The sequence below is a fragment of the Brevundimonas sp. genome (genome assembly GCF_041911375.1).
In the GTDB taxonomy this organism is placed as follows: Bacteria; Pseudomonadota; Alphaproteobacteria; order Caulobacterales; family Caulobacteraceae; genus Brevundimonas.
This window is the reverse complement of record NZ_JAYRPA010000043.1, coordinates 28,686-43,396: the sequence shown is the minus strand read 5'-3', so window position 1 is coordinate 43,396 and position 14,711 is coordinate 28,686. Positions and strand designations below refer to the sequence as shown.

The 14,711-nt window shown below is 69.5% G+C and carries 15 protein-coding genes; 8 read left to right on the top strand and 7 right to left on the bottom strand.

Going from position 1 to position 14,711, the window contains the following annotated elements; genetic code table 11:
* The 3 genes from ACE3PU_RS08770 to ACE3PU_RS08760 all read right to left on the bottom strand — a co-directional run.
* A partial coding sequence (locus tag ACE3PU_RS08770; RefSeq protein WP_374388789.1) for an iron chelate uptake ABC transporter family permease subunit occupies window positions 1–227 on the bottom strand: 227 nt, incomplete at its 3' end.
* The gene (locus ACE3PU_RS08765) at window positions 224–1,021 is read right to left on the bottom strand and encodes an ABC transporter substrate-binding protein (RefSeq protein WP_374388787.1); all 798 of its coding nucleotides are present in this window, start codon (window positions 1,019–1,021) and stop codon (window positions 224–226) included. The genes ACE3PU_RS08770 and ACE3PU_RS08765, both read right to left, overlap by 4 nt.
* Window positions 1,018–1,638, bottom strand: a complete 621-nt coding sequence (locus ACE3PU_RS08760) for a TetR/AcrR family transcriptional regulator (protein WP_374388785.1) — start codon at window positions 1,636–1,638, stop codon at window positions 1,018–1,020. The genes ACE3PU_RS08765 and ACE3PU_RS08760 overlap by 4 nt, the downstream gene beginning before the upstream one ends.
* 117 nt (window positions 1,639–1,755) lie before the next feature.
* On the opposite strand from ACE3PU_RS08760, the gene ACE3PU_RS08755 reads away from it, so the two are divergent.
* The 3 genes from ACE3PU_RS08755 to ACE3PU_RS08745 are packed head-to-tail and all read left to right on the top strand — an operon-like array spanning window position 1,756 to window position 4,874.
* Window positions 1,756–3,165, top strand: coding sequence for a glycosyltransferase (locus ACE3PU_RS08755; protein ID WP_374388783.1), 1,410 nt, complete (start codon window positions 1,756–1,758; stop codon window positions 3,163–3,165).
* Between the two features lie 18 nt (window positions 3,166–3,183).
* Complete coding sequence (locus tag ACE3PU_RS08750; protein WP_374388781.1) at window positions 3,184–4,080, top strand: class I SAM-dependent methyltransferase; 897 nt, start codon at window positions 3,184–3,186, stop codon at window positions 4,078–4,080.
* Window positions 4,077–4,874, top strand: coding sequence for a TrmH family RNA methyltransferase (locus ACE3PU_RS08745; protein ID WP_374388779.1), 798 nt, complete (start codon window positions 4,077–4,079; stop codon window positions 4,872–4,874). Before ACE3PU_RS08750 ends, ACE3PU_RS08745 begins: the two co-directional genes overlap by 4 nt.
* A gap of 9 nt (window positions 4,875–4,883) precedes the next feature.
* On the opposite strand, the gene ACE3PU_RS08740 is transcribed toward ACE3PU_RS08745, so the two are convergent.
* Window positions 4,884–5,108, bottom strand: a complete 225-nt coding sequence (locus tag ACE3PU_RS08740; RefSeq protein WP_374388777.1) for a hypothetical protein — start codon at window positions 5,106–5,108, stop codon at window positions 4,884–4,886.
* A 118-nt stretch (window positions 5,109–5,226) separates the two neighbouring features.
* Between ACE3PU_RS08740 and ACE3PU_RS08735 the strand changes: the two genes are divergently transcribed.
* On the top strand, window positions 5,227–7,620 hold the full coding sequence (locus tag ACE3PU_RS08735; protein WP_374388775.1) for an ATP-dependent helicase: 2,394 nt from the start codon (window positions 5,227–5,229) through the stop codon (window positions 7,618–7,620).
* A 6-nt stretch (window positions 7,621–7,626) separates the two neighbouring features.
* Here the strand turns inward: ACE3PU_RS08735 and ACE3PU_RS08730 are convergent, their stop codons facing one another.
* From ACE3PU_RS08730 to ACE3PU_RS08720, 3 genes are all read right to left on the bottom strand, one after another.
* On the bottom strand, window positions 7,627–9,672 hold the full coding sequence (locus tag ACE3PU_RS08730) for an NAD(+) synthase (RefSeq protein WP_374388773.1): 2,046 nt from the start codon (window positions 9,670–9,672) through the stop codon (window positions 7,627–7,629).
* A 182-nt stretch (window positions 9,673–9,854) separates the two neighbouring features.
* Window positions 9,855–10,142: a hypothetical protein gene (locus ACE3PU_RS08725; RefSeq protein ID WP_374388771.1), complete on the bottom strand. Its 288-nt coding sequence runs from the start codon at window positions 10,140–10,142 to the stop codon at window positions 9,855–9,857.
* A 128-nt stretch (window positions 10,143–10,270) separates the two neighbouring features.
* Entirely contained in the window at window positions 10,271–10,585 is a 315-nt protein-coding gene (locus ACE3PU_RS08720; RefSeq protein WP_374388769.1) for a YdeI/OmpD-associated family protein, read from the bottom strand.
* 421 nt (window positions 10,586–11,006) lie between these two features.
* Here ACE3PU_RS08720 and ftsY point away from each other — a divergent pair, with 421 nt between their 5' ends.
* The 4 genes from ftsY to ACE3PU_RS08700 all read left to right on the top strand — a co-directional run bounded on the left by ftsY (window position 11,007) and on the right by ACE3PU_RS08700 (window position 14,709).
* A complete protein-coding gene (gene ftsY / locus ACE3PU_RS08715) occupies window positions 11,007–11,942 on the top strand; it encodes a signal recognition particle-docking protein FtsY (protein ID WP_374388767.1) in 936 nt (311 codons plus the stop codon).
* A gap of 2 nt (window positions 11,943–11,944) precedes the next feature.
* On the top strand, window positions 11,945–12,598 hold the full coding sequence (locus ACE3PU_RS08710) for an inner membrane-spanning protein YciB (protein WP_374388765.1): 654 nt from the start codon (window positions 11,945–11,947) through the stop codon (window positions 12,596–12,598).
* A gap of 89 nt (window positions 12,599–12,687) precedes the next feature.
* Window positions 12,688–13,305: a MarR family winged helix-turn-helix transcriptional regulator gene (locus tag ACE3PU_RS08705; protein WP_374388763.1), complete on the top strand. Its 618-nt coding sequence runs from the start codon at window positions 12,688–12,690 to the stop codon at window positions 13,303–13,305.
* Between the two features lie 75 nt (window positions 13,306–13,380).
* Window positions 13,381–14,709 (top strand): mannanase, encoded by a 1,329-nt coding sequence (locus ACE3PU_RS08700; protein WP_374388761.1) that lies wholly within the window; start codon window positions 13,381–13,383, stop codon window positions 14,707–14,709.
* Window positions 14,710–14,711: the final 2 nt, after the last annotated feature.

Here is a 14,711-nt window from a genome sequence, read left to right as displayed (position 1 = left end):
TGCATGACCGCGCCGGCCAGCCCCAGCGCGGCGCCCACCGCTGCGGCGCAGACGGCGCGGGGCGCGCGTACCTGCCACAGGACCTCGGCCGGACCCGATCCGGGATCGCTGAAGGCCAGGGCGTACTGGCCGGCGTCGAAGGCGGTCTCCCCGATCAGCACCGCCGCCGCCGTCGCCGCCAGAAGCGCCAGCATCAACAGCAGGCAAAGCCTGTGCGTCCGCGTCACGGCCGCCCCCGCGCCATCATCGCCGCGCCGTCGGCGGCGAACCAGGCGGGACAGGTCAGGACCGCCGCCGGCAGACGCGCCGCCGTCCGGCCCTCGGCGGCGCGGCGGACCACCGGATGGCGGCCCGGTCCGCGCCAGTCCGCTCGCAGCCCGTCGAAGAAGCCCAGCACGAAGCGCGCCGGCGCCCGCATCGCGATCCGTTCGACGCTCAATGGCCCAAAGCCCGGCGTCAGGGTCAGATTTCCGAAGCCCGCCGCGCGCATCATGGCGTCGACCAGGGTGCCGGGCCCGGCGGTGAAGCCCCCCGCCGTCAGATAGGCCGCCTTCGGCCGGTCCGGCCCGGCGGGCGCGGCGACGGCCAGGGTGCGGCGCATCCGCTGGTCCAGCCGCCGTCCGCGCGCCTCCTGCCCCAGACCGTCCGCGATCCGGGCGATGTTGGCGCTGACGCCGTCGAAGTCCGTGGCGTCCTCGATGGTCAGCACCCGCACGCCCCGCCGCTCCAGCGCAGAGAGCAGGCGCGGCTCTCCGCCCCAGTAACGCACCACGACATCGGGTCGAAAGCCGACGGCGGCCTCCAGCGTGGGTCTCAGGCGCCGGCGGCCCTGCGCCTCGCGTCGCATCCAGGCGTCCGGATCGTCCGCCCGCGGCGACAGCGCCAGATCGGCGTCGGGGGCCAGGGCCAGGACGTACTGGTCCGCACACTGATCCAGCGCCATCACCCGCAATGGCCGGGCTTGCGCCGCTCCGCCCAGGATCAGCGCGATCCCCAGGCCCAGCCCCGCCGCAAGCCTCACGGTTTCAGAAGTCCGGCGAACATCGCGTCCAGGGTCGTGTCGACCAGCGCCTGTCGTTCCGCCCACGGAAAATAGGGCTTGGTGATCATCAGCGACACCACGCCGTGCGCGGCGGCCCAGATGGCCTGCGCCAGCACGCCCGGATCGCCCGCCATCCGGCCCGAGGCGACGGTCTCCGCGACGGCGGCCTCGAAACTCTCGAACAGTCCCGCTCCCATCTCCTGGGCCATGCTCTGGGCCCCCTCCCGCGCTTCGACCGGCCGCGTCAGATAGATCAGCCGGTAGGCGTTCGGATGCGCGAAACCAAAGGCGACATAGGTCTCGATCATTCGCCGCAGGCGCACCTCCGGCGGGGAATCGATCACCGCCAGCTCTCGCGTGGCCAGGATCAGCTGGCCGAAGGCCTCGCGACAGATCTCCTGCAGGATTTCGCCCTTGTCGGCGAAATGCATGTAGAGCGCTGTCGAGGACAGGCCGACCGCATCGGCGATCTTGCGGATGGTCGCGCCTTCATAGCCATGATCGACGAAGATCCGCTCCGCGGCCGCCAGGATTTCGCCCCGGCGAGCATGGCCTTCCCCCTTGGGCTTTCGATGTGAACGCGACGCGGCGGGCAAGGATCGACTCCGGTTCGGTGCCCCTGAATAGCCATTCGCGGCCCAAGGCGCCAACGCTTGAACAATTGGGTTGTATCTCATACCAATCACCGATTGTTGCCGAGCCGGGAGGCGACCATGGGGGCGGACGGGACCGGCGCGGTCGCCAGGTCGAGCCGCGGGCTGGTCGCCGCCAGCGCCGCCCGCTCCGGCGTGACACGCAGCCAGATGCTTGTGGTCTCAGGCCTGGCTGCGGCGGCGATCGCCGCGCTGCTGTCGGCGCCGGCCTTCACCCTGGCTCTGGTCGTTGCCGTCCTTCAGGTCGGATTCGTCGTGACCTCGCTCTGGCGCTTCGCCCTCGCCGTCGCCAGCCTGCCGCCCATTCCTCAGGCGCCGCCGCTGCCGATCTGGCCGCGGTACACCGTTCTGGCGGCGCTTCATGACGAGGCGGAGGTCGCCCCGCAGCTGATCGCCAACCTGGCCCGCCTCGACTACCCGCCCGATCGCTTGCAAGGGTTTCTGGTGCTGGAAGCCCATGACGCCGCCACCCTGGCTGCGGTCGAGGCGGCGCCGCGTCCCGACTGGCTTCGGGTCCTGATCGCGCCCCCAGGGGCGCCCCAGACCAAGCCGCGCGCTCTGAACTCCGCCCTGACCCAGGCGACCGGCGCCTTCCTGACCATCTACGATGCGGAGGACGCGCCCCATCCCGCCCAGCTGCGGGAGGCCGCCGCCCGTTTCATGCAGGACCCCGCCCTGGGTTGCCTGCAGGCGCCGCTGCGCATCAAGGACCGCTCGCACGCGCCGCGGTCGGCCTTCCTCGATCGCCAGTTCGCACTGGAATACGCCTCGCTGTTCGAGGTCACCCTGCGGGGCATGGCCCGTCTCGGCCTGCCCTTTCCGCTGGGCGGAACCAGCAACCACATCCGCATGACCGCCCTGCGACAGGCGGGCGGGTGGGACGCCTACAACGTCACCGAGGATGCGGACCTGGGCTTTCGCCTGTGGCGAAACGGCTGGCGGCTGGGCGTCATCGCCAGCCCCACGCTGGAGACGCCGCCGGGCCCGTTCGATCGCTGGCTGCCCCAGCGGACGCGCTGGCTGAAGGGCTATATGCAGACCTGGGGCGTGCACACGCGCGAGCCGTTCGGGCTGGGTTTGCGCGGGCTGGCCGCCTTCGTCATGACCGTGGGGACCGCCATCGTCTCCGCCCTTGCCCACGCGCCGGCGCTGGCCTGGCTGGCGTCCGCAGTCCTTGTCGGCCTGGCCTCGGGCCTCTCGCCCGCCGTGCCGGTGACCGCCATCGGCGTCCTGATGATGGGCGCCATCGCCGCCTGGATGGGGTGCGCGGTCGGCGCGCGTCGGGCCGGTCTGGGCTACGGCCTGGCCGACATGGCCGGCGCGCCGCTCTACTGGTCCCTGCTCAGCCTGGCGTTCCTGCACGCCGCCTGGCGGTTGGTGACCGAGCCTTTCGTCTGGGACAAGACGCCCCACGAGCGCGACCGCGACCGCAGCGATCCGTGCGAGGACGCTGGACGCGAGGCGGCCTGAGCGCCTATCAGCGCGACGATGGCGCCCAAGCTCTCTCTCACGCCCGAAACCCTGGTGACCCGCGGCTGGTCCGACTACGCCCTGCTGGATTCCGGCGATGGCAAGAAGCTGGAGCGGTACGGCGGCTTCACCGTCGTCCGGCCCGAGCCCCAGTGTTTCTGGTCCCCGCGCGCCCCGGCCGCCTTCGACGCGGCCAACGCCGTCTTCGATCCGCAGCAGGAGGAGGAAGACTCCGGCCGCTGGCGCTTCGACAAGCACGGCGCCATCGACGCCTTTCCGCTGAAGTGGCGCGACGTGCGCTTCACCGGCCGCTTCACCCCGTTCCGCCACCTGGCCTTCTTCCCGGAGCAGGCGGCCAACTGGGAATGGCTGGACGCCCGCGTGCGCGGGCTTGACCGCCCGAAAATCCTGAACCTGTTCGGCTATACGGGCGTCGCCAGCCTGGCCGCCGCCGCGGCGGGCGCCGAGGTCACCCACGTCGACGCCTCCAAGAAGTCCGTGACCTACGCCCGCGAGAACGCCGACCTGTCCGGGCTGTCGGATCATCCGATCCGCTGGATCGTCGAGGACGCGCGCAAATACGTCGCCCGCGAGGTCCGGCGCGGCTCGAAGTATCACGGGATCATCCTGGACCCGCCCAAATACGGGCGCGGCCCCACCGGCGAGGTCTGGCGTCTGTTCGAGGACATGCCGGGCCTGTTGAAGGACTGCGCCGCCCTGCTGGACGACGATGCGGACTTCCTGCTGCTGAACGCCTACGCCGCGCGCATCTCGGGCCTGTCGCTGGCGCACATGATGGCCGAGGCGACGCACGACCGGGGCGGTCGCATCGACTGGGGCGAACTGGCCCTGTCGGAGGACGGCCCCGACGCCCGCGCCATCGGCCTGTCCTTCTTCGCGCGGTGGAGCCGATGACCGAGCGCCTCATCACCTCCCTGACCAACGACACCGTCAAGGCCGTGCGCGCCCTGCACATGCGCAAGGAACGCGAGACGACGGGGACCTTCCTGGCCGAGGGGCTGAAGTTCATCGGCGAGGCGCTGGACCAGGGCCGCGCGCCCCGGATGCTGCTGGTCGGCCAGGACGCCCGCCCCCACCCCCTGCTGGATCGCGCCAAGGCCGAAACGATCAAGGCCGGCGGCGAGATCGTCGTCGTCACCCACGCCATCCTGGAAAAGATCAGCCGCCGCGACAATCCGCAGACCGTGCTGGGCGTCTTCGACCAGGCCTACGCGCCGCTGGACAGCCTGCGGCCCGACCGCGCGCCGTGCTGGGTCGCCCTGGAACAGGTGCGCGATCCCGGCAACCTGGGCACCATCATCCGCACCGCCGACGCGGCCGGCTGCGGCGGCGTCATCCTGATCGGCGACTGCGTCGATCCCTATTCGGTCGAGGCCGTGCGCGCGACCATGGGCTCGGTCTTCGCCGTGTCGATCACGCGGACGGACGCGGACGCCTTCCTGGCCTGGCGCAAGACCTGGCCGGGCAGCGTGGTGGGCACCCGCCTGGACGCCAAGGTCAGCCACCGCTCGGCGGTGATGCAGCGCCCGTCCCTGATCCTGATGGGCAACGAACAGGCCGGCCTGACCGACGCCCTGGCCGCCGCCTGCGACGTCAACGTCAAGATCCCGATGCGGGGCCGCGCCGACAGCCTGAACCTGGCCATCGCCACCGGCATCATGGTCTACGCCGCCACCGACGACCTCTAGCCGCTTCGTTCAGGACGCCTTGCCGACCGGCGGGGGCGGAGCATCGGGGGAAGGCACGCTGGGCGGCTCGATGGGCGGCAAGGTCGGCGCATCGGGCAAAGGGTCGCCAAGGTCGATTTCCGTCGGCGTCGCCGCCTTGCTCGCCAGCAGCAGCCACACGACGACGGCGATGACGACTGTGGCGGCCGCGATCACCAGCGCCCAGCGGACGGAAAAACGTGAGCGAGCGACCATTCGGGGCCTCCTGTCCGTTGAACGTGCGTCGGTCGACGCGGAGCAAACGACCGCCCGAAAGTCGCGGTTCCGTCACGGGATTTGGCGAACGACCCTGACATCGCCCTCTGTGCCCCTTATGTTCCGCGTGAATCAGAACCGTTCGAGCGTATCTTCCGAAGTGACCGACCTGCCCGCCCCGCGCATCTCCGACCTGGCTCGCGCCCGCCCGCCCGGGGGCGAGGCCGCCGACTATCTGTCGGGCCTGAACCCCGAACAGCGGCTGGCGGTGGAGACGACCGAGGGGCCGGTGCTGGTCCTGGCCGGCGCGGGCACGGGCAAGACGCGGGTTCTGACGACCCGGCTGGCGCACATCCTGGCGACGGGCCGCGCCCGGCCTTGGGAGCTTCTGGCCGTCACCTTCACCAACAAGGCCGCGCGCGAGATGCGCGAGCGGATCACCCACCTGATCGGCCCGTCGGCCGAGGGCCTGCGCTGGCTGGGCACCTTCCACTCCATCGCCGCCCAGATCCTGCGTCGCCACGCGGAGCTGGTGGGACTGAAATCGACCTTCACCATCCTGGACACCGATGACCAGGAGCGCCTGCTGAAGCAGCTGCTTGAGGCGGCGAACATCGACACCAAGCGCTGGACGCCCAAGTCGCTGTCGGGCCTGATCGACCACTGGAAGAACCGCGGCTGGACGCCCGACAAGCTGCCGCCCGGCGAGGACTTCGCCAACGGCAAGGGCCAGACCCTCTACGCCGCCTATCAGGCGCGCCTGCGCACGCTGAACGCCTGCGACTTCGGCGACCTGCTGCTGCACAACATCACCATCCTGTCGCAGCACGCCGACCTGGCCGAGGAGTACCGCCGCCGCTTCCGCTACATCCTGGTCGACGAGTATCAGGACACCAACGTCGCCCAGTATCTGTGGCTGCGTCTGCTGACGGCCTCGACCGGCAACGTCTGCTGCGTGGGCGACGACGACCAGTCGATCTACGGCTGGCGCGGGGCCGAGGTGGACAACATCCTGCGCTTCGAACGCGACTTCCCGGGCGCGAAGATCATCAAGCTGGAGCGGAACTATCGCTCGACCAGCCACATCCTGGGCGCGGCCTCGGGCCTGATCGCGGCCAACCGCGACCGGCTGGGCAAGACCCTGTGGACCGAGGACGACAGCGGCGACAAGGTCCGCGTGCGCGGCGTCTGGGACGGCGAGGCCGAGGCCCGCCTGATCGCCGACGAGATCGAGACCGCCCGCCGCCCCCACGCCGGCCAACCGGGCCTGAAGTACAAGGACATGGCCATCCTGGTGCGGGCCTCGTTCCAGATGCGCGCCTTCGAGGAGCGGCTGGTCATGCTGGCCATCCCCTACACCGTCATCGGCGGCCCGCGCTTCTTCGAACGGGCCGAGATTCGCGACGCTCACGCCTATCTGCGGCTGATCTTGTCCGAGGACGACGACCTGGCCTTCGAGCGGATCGTCAACGTCCCCAAACGCGGCATCGGCGACACCTCAGTGCAGAAAATCCTGCAGATCGCCCGCCAGCACGACCTGTCGGCCCTCACCGCCGTGCGCGGCCTGATCAACACCGACGAGCTTCAGGCCCGCACCCGCACCGCCCTGTCCAACTTCGTGCGTGACCTGGACCGCTGGCGCGCCCTGTCCGAGACCACGCCCCACTGGCAGGTCATGGAGACGGTGCTGGAAGAGAGCGGCTACACCGACATGCAGAAGGCCGACCGCACCAGCGGCCAGACGCGGCTGGAGAACCTGAAGGAACTGACCCAGTCGATGCAGTCGTTCGAGACGCTGCAGGCCTATCTGGAGCACGTCTCGCTGGTCATGGACCTGGAGCGCGCCAACAGCGACGATCCCAATGGCGACGGCGCGGTTCAGATCATGACCCTGCACGGCGCCAAGGGGCTGGAGTTCCCGCTGGTCTTCCTGCCCGGCTGGGAGGAAGGCGTCTTCCCCAGCCAGCGCAGCATCGACGAAAAGGGCGAAAAGGGCCTGGAGGAGGAACGCCGCCTGGCCTACGTCGGCGTCACCCGCGCCAAGCAGGACGCCCGCATCTCCTTCGCCGCCAACCGCCTGGTCTATGGTCGCTGGACCAGCCAGCTGCCCAGCCGCTTCGTCGACGAACTGCCCATCGCCCACGTCGAGGCCCAGTCCGACACCGGCTACTACGGCGCCTCGGCCGGCATGAAGGAGGCCAAGTCACGCTGGGACGACGCGCCGTCCTTCGGCAGCGGCTATTCCTCGCCCGGCTGGAAACGCGCCCAGTCCTTCACGGCGGCCCAGACGCCCAGCCGCATCCCGGCCCGCAAGGCGGTTATCGAGGGCGACGGCCGCCTTGTCGCCACCGCCGATCCCAAATCCAGCTCGGGCTGGAAGAAGGGCGATCGCGTCTTCCATCAGAAGTTCGGCTACGGCGCCGTCCGCGTCATCGAGGGCAACAAGCTGCTGGTCGATTTCGAAAAAGCCGGCGAGAAACGCGTCATCGACACCTTCGTCGAGAAGGCCTGACGCCCGTCAGTCGGGCACGTTCGCCTCCAGTTCGTCCAGCCACACCCGCGCCGTGCCGTCCGACGGCGCGCGCCAGTCGCCGCGCGGCGACAGCGAACCGCCCGTCACCACCTTCGGTCCGTTCGGCAGGGCCGAGCGCTTGAACTGCGCCGTCTGGAAGAAGCGCACCAGGAACTTCCTCAGCCACGCCTTGATGATCGGCAGTTCGAAGGTGATCTTCTCGGCGTCCGGCGTCCCGGCGGGCCAGTCGCCCCGCGCGGCGTCGCCCCACGCCTGCTCGGCCAGATAGGCCACCTTCGAAGGACTCAGCCCGAACCGGCTGATATAGAACAGGAAGAAGTCGTTCAGCGCATAGGGCCCGACCGTGCTCTCGGTCGACTGGATCTTGCCGTCCGCGCCGGCGGGCACCAGCTCGGGCGAAATCTCGGTGTCCAGGATGGCGTGCAGCGTCGGCGCCGCGTCCGCCCCCACCAGCTGCTTGTCCGCGACCCAGCGGATCAAGTGCCGGATCAGGGTCTTCGCCACCCCGCCGTTGACGTTGTAGTGGCTCATGTGGTCGCCGACGCCATAGGTCGCCCACCCCAGCGCCAGCTCAGACAGGTCGCCCGTGCCCAGCACGAAGGCCCGGTTCTGGTTGGCCAGCCGGAACAGATAGTCGGTCCGCAAGCCCGCCTGCACGTTCTCGAAGGTGATGTCGTGCACCGGCTCGCCGTCCGCGAAGGCGTGGCCGATATCCCTCAGCATCTGCTCGGCCGCCGGGCGGATGTCGATCTCCGCCCCTGTGACGCCCAACGCCTTCATCAGGGCCCAGGCGTTCGACTTGGTCCCCTCCGACGTTGCGAACCCTGGCATGGTGAAGCCCAGTATCCCCTCGCGGGACAGGCCCAGCCGGTCGAAGGCGCGACAGGCGACCAGCAGCGCCTGGGTCGAATCCAACCCGCCCGACACGCCGATCACCAGCCGTTCGCCGTTCGTCGCCTTCATCCGGCGCATCAGGCCCTGCACCTGGATGTTGAAGGCCTCGTAGCAGTCCTGGTCCAGCCGCGCCGGATCGTCCGGCACGAAGGGAAAGCGGTCGATCGGCCGGATCAGGTCGCTGGCGACCCGATCCTCACGCGCCGCGAACGGCACGACCGTCGCCGCCTCGCCCTCCAGCCGCGCGCAGTCCGAGAAGGTGCCGTTCCTCAGCCGCTCCAGCCCGATCCGGTCCACGTCCACATCGGCCACGGTCAGGTGGCTCTCCAGGGCGAACCGCTCGCCCTCGGCCAGCTTTGCGCCCATCTCGTGAATGGTCGCCTGCCCGTCCCAGGCCAGGTCGGTGGTGCTCTCGCCCCAGCCCGAGGCGGTGAAGACATAGGCCGACAGGGTCCGCGACGACTGGCTGGCGCACAGCATCGCCCGCTCGTCCGCCTTGCCGATGACGATGTTCGACGCCGACAGGTTGCAGATGATCCGCGCGCCCGCCAGCGCCGCCCGCGTCGACGGCGGCAGCGGCGCCCAGAAGTCCTCGCAGACCTCCACCGCGAAGACGAACCCCGGCCGGTTCACCGCCTCGAACACCAGGCCCGGCGCGAAATCGACCGTCTCGCCGTTCAGCAGCAGCGCGTCCTCGCTGCGCGCCGGCGCCGGGGCGAACCAGCGTTTCTCGTAATATTCCCGGTAGTTGGGTAGATAGGTCTTGGGCACGACGCCCAGCACCTCGCCCCCGCCCAGCACCACGGCGCAGTTGTATAGCGCATCGCCGTTGCGGATCGGCGCGCCGACCACGGCGACGATGCCGCTGTCGCCGGTCGCGGCGGCCAGCACCGCGATCTGGCGCGCGACCTCGTCCAGCAGCGCCGCCTGCATGTGCAGGTCGTCGATCGCATAGGCCGACAGCGACAGCTCGGGAAACACCACCAGGTCGCACCCTTCCCCCGCCGCCTCGCGGATCAGGGCCAGATGCTCCTCGGCATTGGCCCTGGGGTCGCCGACATGGCTGACCGGCGTCGCCGCCGCCACCCGCACGAAGCCGTGGGTCCGGGGCGAATGGAAGGGATGGGTCTCGGCCATGGGATCGTCCGCTGCTCCGGCGCGCGCCGGTCGGTCTCGTATAGTCGGGAATGATGAACGACGGGAATCGTTCGTCCACCCAGGCCGCGCCCGGACATTTCGAAGGTCCGCAATGGGTGGTGAACGGACGTTCAAGTTAGTAGCCGGGCCGGGCTAGCTCATTGGACCACCGAATCGCCGGCTCAACGACCCCAGACGGTGGTGTCGCCTACGCTGAGCAACACTGCCCGTCCTTCGAGGGACATGCACGACACTCGTTCGCGCCCCTCATCCTCCGGCCAGACGTCCACCCTATACACGTTCTCGCCTCCGACTCTCATCACGGCGTGAACGGCTTCTTCTTGGGTGGGATCGGGATCGCCCAGAGCCAACCCGACCTTCTCCGCCTCTCGCTGGCATCGAGCTACTGGATCAAGCGATGCGCAGCCCGACAGGATTCCCGCAATGCAGATGAGCAGAATCGTCTTCATCAAACTCGCTCGATAGCAACCACTCGTCTCAACGTACGCCTCGCATCAATGTCCGCAACGGGTGGACAGTGGCGATACGCGTCCCGCCCAACCCAGACGTTGCCCGCCAGGCGATAAGCCGTAAGCGACTAACCCCCGCCCTTCCCCTTGCGCTCAATCAGGACCGCCTGCTGCCACCGGCTGGGCGCCTTGTCGGTTCGATGGATGCAGCCGGGCCAGCAGCAGGGGCGCTTCTTGCCCTCGCGCAGTTCCTCCGCAGTTCGCTCGATTCTGCGCTGGCGGGTCTTGGCCTGTTTGGCGTCGTCGACCCAGCAGATGAACTCGTTGCGGCCCAGCGGCGTCAGGCCGCGCCACAACTCGAAGACGTCGGGATCCGACCGCAGTGCGGCTTCCAGGTCCGCGCCCGCCACGTGCACCACCCCCTGCGGAAAATCACGCGTCATGACGCCTCCAGGAATTCGCCCGCCGACGCTTCGGCGACGACGCGACAGCCCCGCACCCGTCTGCGGGACGACGCAATGTCCACGCATCGGCCCGTCGCTTCAAGCCGCGGCCCCCGCCGACGTCGCCGAGCGCAAGATGACGGTGCGCGGGTCCGAATTCCGCCGCAACCCTCCCATTGACGCTGGTGTCGACCTCGTCATTTCAATGACTTGTCGATTCCAAGGGGCGACTTCCCTACCGGCGCCCGCACCCGCTGTATGATGGAGCCGGCCAACGGCGCGGACCAGGGAGAAGCGGATTTCACACCTTTCGCACTATTCATACGGTGTTTTTCATCGGCCGAGTCTGAATCCGCCCCGCCCCGTCCGAATGCGGCCGAATGCGGATGACGTCCGCCCTCTCCCCCGCTAAAGCCATCCCATGACCGACACGCCGAAAAAAGGCTGGTTCCAGCGCCTCTCTCAGGGCCTCTCCCGCTCCTCGAAACAGATGACCGACCAGGTCGTCTCCGCCTTCGTGAAGGAGCCCCTGTCCGAGGCTTCGCTGGAGCAGCTGGAAGAGCACCTGCTGGAAAGCGATTTGGGCCCGGCCGCCTCCGCCCGCATCGTCGAACGCTTCCGCGCGCTGAAGTTCGGCAAGGACGCCCAGGAACACGAGGTCAAGGAGGCCCTGGCCGAGGCCGTCGCCGCCGAGCTGTCGCCGCGCCAGGCCACCTTCGACCCGCTGAACGGACCCAAGCCCTATGTGGTGCTGTTCGTGGGCGTGAACGGCTCGGGCAAGACCACGACGCTGGGCAAGATCGCCGCCGACCTGACGGGCAAGGGCGCCAAGGTGATGATCGTCGCCGGCGACACCTTCCGCGCCGCCGCGCGCGAACAGCTCAAGGTCTGGGCCGAACGCGCCGGCGCCCATTTCGAGAGCCGTCGTGACGGCGCCGACGCCGCGGGCCTGGCCTTCGACGCCTACGCCAAGGCCAGGCAGGAAGGGTTCGACGTCGTCCTGATCGACACCGCCGGCCGCCTGCAGAACAAGTCCGCGCTGATGGACGAGCTGCTCAAGATCGTGCGGGTGCTGAAGAAGGTCGATCCGGACGCGCCGCATGACACCCTGCTGGTGCTGGACGCCACCGTGGGCCGCAACGCCTTGGCCCAGGAACAGATTTTCGGCCGCACCGCCTTCGTCACCGGCATCGTCATGACCAAGCTGGACGGCACCGCGCGCGGCGGCGTCCTGGTGCCGGTCGCCCAGGCGTCCGACGCCCCCCTGATGCTGATCGGCGTGGGCGAAGGGGTCGAGGATCTGCAGCCCTTCGACGCCCGCGCCTTTTCCCGCTCGCTGGTGGGGCTGGCGGACTGATCATGAGCGACGCCCCCCAGACCTCCGCCCCGAAGAACCGCCAGTGGATTCGCCAGCTGGTCGACTTCGGCGCCCTGGCCGCCTTCATGGTCAGCTACTTCGTCACGCGCGACATGATCCTGGCCACCTGGGTGCTGGTCGGCGCGTCGGCCGTCGCCCTGGCGGTCGGCTTCGCGCTGGAGCGGCGGTTCGCCCCCCTGCCCCTGATCACCGGCCTGTTCGCCCTGATCTTCGGCCTGCTGACCATCTTCACCCACGACGACCTGTTCGTGAAGCTGAAGCTGACGGTTCAGAACGGCCTGCTGGCCGTGGTCCTGCTGGGCTCGCTGCCGCTGCGGAAGTATCCGTTCAAGATGCTGCTGGGCTCGGCCATCCGCGTCAACGACGCCGCCTGGCGCACCCTGACCCTGCGCTATGGCCTCTACTTCCTGGCCGTCGCCATCCTGAACGAGGTGTTCCGCAGCCCCACCGCCGTCGCCGCGATCTGGCACGCCTTCGGCTGGGCGACGCCCAATCCCAACGACGTCTGGACCAGCTTCCGCGGCGTGCTCTGGATCGCCGCCTCCCTGTTCGGCCTGTCGCAGGTGCCCCTGATCATGAAGAACATGATCAGGGACGAAGAGCCCGGCCCCATCTCTCCCGACCCTGGCCTGTAAAGGAACTGTCGCAGAACCGACGCAAGTCTCGCGTCAAACCGTAAAGCACCGCTGGTACGTGTTCGGACGAAACGATTGGGGGGTGTCGCGTGGTCAAGTCCGGTAAGCTGCCTAGGAAGGTCGGTCCGCTGGCGACCTCGCCCAGCCACCTGATGCATCGCGCGCTGCAGCTGGCGCTCGACGTCTATGCCGAGGAGACCGGGCCCGACGGTCTGACCCAGCGCCAGTTCGCGGTGCTGGAAGCCGCCTCCATGAAGGCCGGCCTGACCCAGACCGAACTGGTCCGCATGACCGGCATCGACCGCTCGACCCTGGCCGACCTGGTCACCCGCATGACCGCCAAGGGCCTGCTGGAGCGCGAGCGCTCGACGCTGGACGCCCGCGCCAAGGCGGTGCGGCTGTCGGCCGAGGGCGCGGCCCGGCTCGAGGCCGCGCGTCCGCTGGTCGAGGCGGCGGACAAGCGGATCATGGCCCTGCTGCCCAAGGGCCAGCGCGACGCCTTCCTGAACCAGCTGGCCGAACTGGCCGCCGCCGCCGACGCCGCGCCCGACGCCGCCAAGGCCGAGGCCAAGGCGCTGAAGAAGGCCCAGAAGCTGGCCGAGAAGGAAGCCAGGAAGGCTGAAAAGGCGTCCCGCAAGGCCCAGCCCAAGCGCCTCAAGGCCGACAAGCCCAGGAAGCCCAAGCTCAAGGCGGTCGAGGCCGCCTGACCGGAGGACTCGACCCGGCCCCCGCCATCGGCCAAGCTCTCGTCGCGTCACGGACCGGCGCCGGGAGGGTGGATCATGATCGACAGGCGCATGACGCTGGCGTCCTTGGCCGCCCTGGCCGCCACGCCGGCCCTCGGCCAGCCCCGCGCGACGCCCCGGGGCTTCGTCGCCCGCGACGGCGCCGCGCTGACGATCGACGGCCGCCCCTACCGCTTCGTCGGGGCGAACGTCTGGTACGCCGCCTGGCTGGGCATGGCGGGTCAGGCGGGCGACCGCGCCCGGCTCTCGCGAGAGCTTGACGTCCTGGCCGGCGACGGCGTGACCAATCTGCGCCTGGCCGCCTGCGCCGAGCTCTCGCCGCTGCGCAACTCGGTCCGCCCCGCCTTCCGCGACCGCGACGCCTTCAACGAAGCTCTGCTGGTCGGCCTGGACCACGTCCTGGCGGAAATGGCCCGACGCGACATGAAGGCGGTGCTCTACCTGACCAACTTCTGGGAGTGGTCAGGCGGCATGATGACCTACCTCTCGTGGGTCAACGGCGGCCGCTACATCAACATGAACGACCCGGCCCATCCCTGGCCCGCCTTCGCCGACTTCAACGCCGGCTTCTACGTCAGCGACGACGCCGTGGCCCTCTATCACGACTATGTTCGCGCCGTTGTGGGGCGGACCAACACCGTCACCGGCCGCCGCTACGCCGACGATCCCGCCATCATGGCCTGGCAGTTGGCCAACGAACCCCGGGCAGCGGGCGACCTGGAGAAGGTCCGCGCCAACCAGCCCGCATTCCAGGCCTGGATCGCCGGCACGGCGCGGCTGATCAAGTCGCTGGCTCCGCGCCAGCTGGTCTCCACCGGCAGCGAGGGCCTGAAGGGATCAGGCGAGAGCCGGGACATCGTGCTGGACACCCATCGCTCGCCCGACATCGACTATGTCACCGCCCACATCTGGCCGGGCAACTGGGGTTGGCTGAAGCTGAACGACATGGGCGGGACCGACGCGGAGGCCCGCCGCCTGGCGCGCGACTACATCGACCAGCATGTCGCCATGGCCGAAGCGCTGGGCAAGCCGCTGGTGATCGAGGAGTTCGGCTATCCGCGCGACCGCAACCGCTACGAACCCGACGCGCCGTCGACCTATCGCGAGGGTTTTTACCGCGACGTCCACGCCGCGGTGCTCGACAGCGTGCGCAAGGGCGGCCCGCTGGTCGGGTCGAACTTCTGGGCCTGGAGCGGCGAAGGCCGCCCGCGCCACGCCGATCATCGGTTCAGGGCCGGCGACGACGCCTGGCTTGGCGACCCGCCGCATGAGCCCCAGGGCTGGTACGGCGTGTTCGACACCGACGAGGCGTTGCGGGCCGAGGTGAGAGCCCACGCCGCCGCCCTGGCCGCCGTTCGGGCCTGATC

Coding starts and splice junctions, on each gene's coding strand:
- ACE3PU_RS08735 (WP_374388775.1), top strand. CDS start 5,227: ATGTTCCGCGTGAATCAGAACCGTTCGAGCGTATCTTCCGAAGTGACC.
- ACE3PU_RS08700 (WP_374388761.1), top strand. CDS start 13,381: ATGATCGACAGGCGCATGACGCTGGCGTCCTTGGCCGCCCTGGCCGCC.
- ACE3PU_RS08750 (WP_374388781.1), top strand. CDS start 3,184: ATGGCGCCCAAGCTCTCTCTCACGCCCGAAACCCTGGTGACCCGCGGC.
- ACE3PU_RS08745 (WP_374388779.1), top strand. CDS start 4,077: ATGACCGAGCGCCTCATCACCTCCCTGACCAACGACACCGTCAAGGCC.
- ACE3PU_RS08740 (WP_374388777.1), bottom strand. CDS start 5,108: ATGGTCGCTCGCTCACGTTTTTCCGTCCGCTGGGCGCTGGTGATCGCG.
- ACE3PU_RS08720 (WP_374388769.1), bottom strand. CDS start 10,585: ATGACGCGTGATTTTCCGCAGGGGGTGGTGCACGTGGCGGGCGCGGAC.
- ACE3PU_RS08755 (WP_374388783.1), top strand. CDS start 1,756: ATGGGGGCGGACGGGACCGGCGCGGTCGCCAGGTCGAGCCGCGGGCTG.
- ftsY (WP_374388767.1), top strand. CDS start 11,007: ATGACCGACACGCCGAAAAAAGGCTGGTTCCAGCGCCTCTCTCAGGGC.
- ACE3PU_RS08730 (WP_374388773.1), bottom strand. CDS start 9,672: ATGGCCGAGACCCATCCCTTCCATTCGCCCCGGACCCACGGCTTCGTG.
- ACE3PU_RS08710 (WP_374388765.1), top strand. CDS start 11,945: ATGAGCGACGCCCCCCAGACCTCCGCCCCGAAGAACCGCCAGTGGATT.
- ACE3PU_RS08725 (WP_374388771.1), bottom strand. CDS start 10,142: ATGAAGACGATTCTGCTCATCTGCATTGCGGGAATCCTGTCGGGCTGC.